Source organism: Streptomyces sp. NPDC006602, from assembly GCF_042870385.1.
Lineage (GTDB): Bacteria > Actinomycetota > Actinomycetes > Streptomycetales > Streptomycetaceae > Streptomyces.
The window spans coordinates 1-1,824 of sequence record NZ_JBIAHG010000041.1; the positions used below are offsets into that span (position 1 = coordinate 1).

The 1,824-nt window shown below is 68.4% G+C and carries 4 protein-coding genes; 2 read left to right on the forward strand and 2 right to left on the reverse strand.

Going from position 1 to position 1,824, the window contains the following annotated elements; translation table 11 throughout:
- Positions 1-59: 59 nt before the first annotated feature.
- Complete coding sequence (locus ACFYO2_RS43570) at positions 60-269, forward strand: hypothetical protein (protein ID WP_388361382.1); 210 nt, start codon at positions 60-62, stop codon at positions 267-269.
- 11 nt (positions 270-280) lie between these two features.
- Positions 281-688: a hypothetical protein gene (locus ACFYO2_RS43575; RefSeq protein ID WP_388361385.1), complete on the forward strand. Its 408-nt coding sequence runs from the start codon at positions 281-283 to the stop codon at positions 686-688.
- 160 nt (positions 689-848) lie between these two features.
- Here ACFYO2_RS43575 and ACFYO2_RS43580 read toward each other — a convergent pair whose 3' ends face one another.
- Positions 849-1,205, reverse strand: a complete 357-nt coding sequence (locus ACFYO2_RS43580; protein ID WP_388361387.1) for a hypothetical protein — start codon at positions 1,203-1,205, stop codon at positions 849-851.
- A 15-nt stretch (positions 1,206-1,220) separates the two neighbouring features.
- The coding region (locus ACFYO2_RS43585) for a hypothetical protein (RefSeq protein ID WP_388361390.1) at positions 1,221-1,824 on the reverse strand (604 nt) is incomplete at its 5' end.

Consider the following 1,824-nt stretch of genomic DNA (forward strand, 5'->3'; position numbering starts at 1 on the left):
CGCACGACGGCGGAGCTCAAGCGGGTAACGGGAAGGTCGTGCCATGACTCGATCCTTTCATGAAATCGAGTCTCCATTCGAACCGGGGCGGTTCACAGGTCGACGAAGACGAGATCCGCGCCTGCATGGACGGCGACATCCGCCCGGCCCGCATCCGTGTCTTGTCGACCATCGCCGTCGCCAAGTTCACGCGCCTGCGCCACGCGGTGCACCTCAGCCTCGCCGCCCTGGCGCTGCTCGCACTCGTCGCAGTCGGCGCCGCACTGTGACGGCGGCTGCGATGACCACGCCCCGTACCCGCGTGGACCGGGTCCGCGCCTCCGCCGGGATCGCCCGCCTCGCCCTGCAGCAGATCGAGGACGAACTCGCCGACGACGTCACCGACCAGGAGCTCGCGCAGCTCCTGCGTGAGCTGCACCGCGAGGACGCCCCGCAGGAAGGCGTCCTTGCCGGCATCGCGCAGCTGCTCACCTGCTCTCCCCGTCCGCCGAACGCCTTGATGAGGACGGCGACGGCGACACCTCCGGCCCGCTGCACGACGCGGCTGCCTGATCACCGACCACGTCCCTGTCCGCCTCTACTGGGCCACCCGCGTCCTGGGTCCCGAAGGAGAACGCGCATGACCTCGTCACCGCCCGTCACAGCATTCGCCGAAACCGCCGCGCTCTACGCAGTCCTCAGCGAGTAGCCGGAAGAGGCTGAGCGTGTCGTGAGCGGCATGGTGTCCGGAGAGCGCGCCGGCTGACTCCGCCGCTGTATCCGGACCTGCCTGATGAACGCGCTGGTGGTGGTCATCGGGCCCTCCGGAGCCGGGAAGCCGACGCTGGCTGGCAAGCCAGGTCCCTGCGTCATTCCGCGTCAGGTTGCGGGGACACGCACGTGACCGGCACCCGGAGCTCCGTCGTCCGTTTTCCGGGTGCGAGGGTGTGCTGGGCTGTGCTCACGTAGTCGCCCGGGGTGATCCGGCCGTCGCCGGAGACGTCGATGTGTATGCGGATTGCGTAGCGGGCCTGCGGCGAGGGGAGCGTGAGGTCCGTTTCGTACGGGCCCGAGGTGGGATCGGAGAGCGCGAAGGCGCGGTGGAGGACAGTGGATGCGGGGGCGTCGGACAGGGACACGTCCTCCACGGTGAGGTGCACCCGCGTCGCTGGGCCGAGCGCGGCCGCGGTGGGCAGCTCGATGCAGCAGCGCAGGTGCGTCCGCATGCTCGTCCTCACCGCCTACCAGTTGCCCGCCTTCGTCCAGCTCAGTGCATCTCCCACTATGCTCCCGCGCCACCAGTTCAGGTCGCCTCGGTGGTGGAAGAGGACGTCGGTGTGGCCGTCGCCGTTGAAGTCGCCGGTCCAGAACGGGCGGCCATCGTTGATGGCGTGTCCGAAGCCGATGGTGTTGCCGACGAGGGTCCAGGTCAGCTGGAGCCCGCCGGGGTTGGGCACAGCCGGGCACTGCAAGCCCGCCATCTCCTGCTGTTCTTGGGTGATCTGCTGGCGCAGTGCTGTGATCTGCCGGTTGAGCTCGCGGATCTCCTGCCGGTCCAGGAGGTCGCGTGGGTCGAGACCGTTCCTGAGCTGTTGCAGTTGGCGAATCTCCGCTTCCTGGGAGGAGATCTGGGAGCGGAGCGGCCTGCACTGCGCGTTCTCCCCAGGAACGTTCTGGAGGGTGCCGAGCCACCAGTTGTCGTCGCCGGGGTAGTAGAAGACGATGTCCGTGCTGCCGTCACCGTTGAAGTCGCCGGTCCAGAACGGGCGGCCATCGTTGATACCGTGCCCGAACCCCGCCGTGTTGCCGACGAACATCCACACGAGTTGGCCGTTGTGCAGCGTG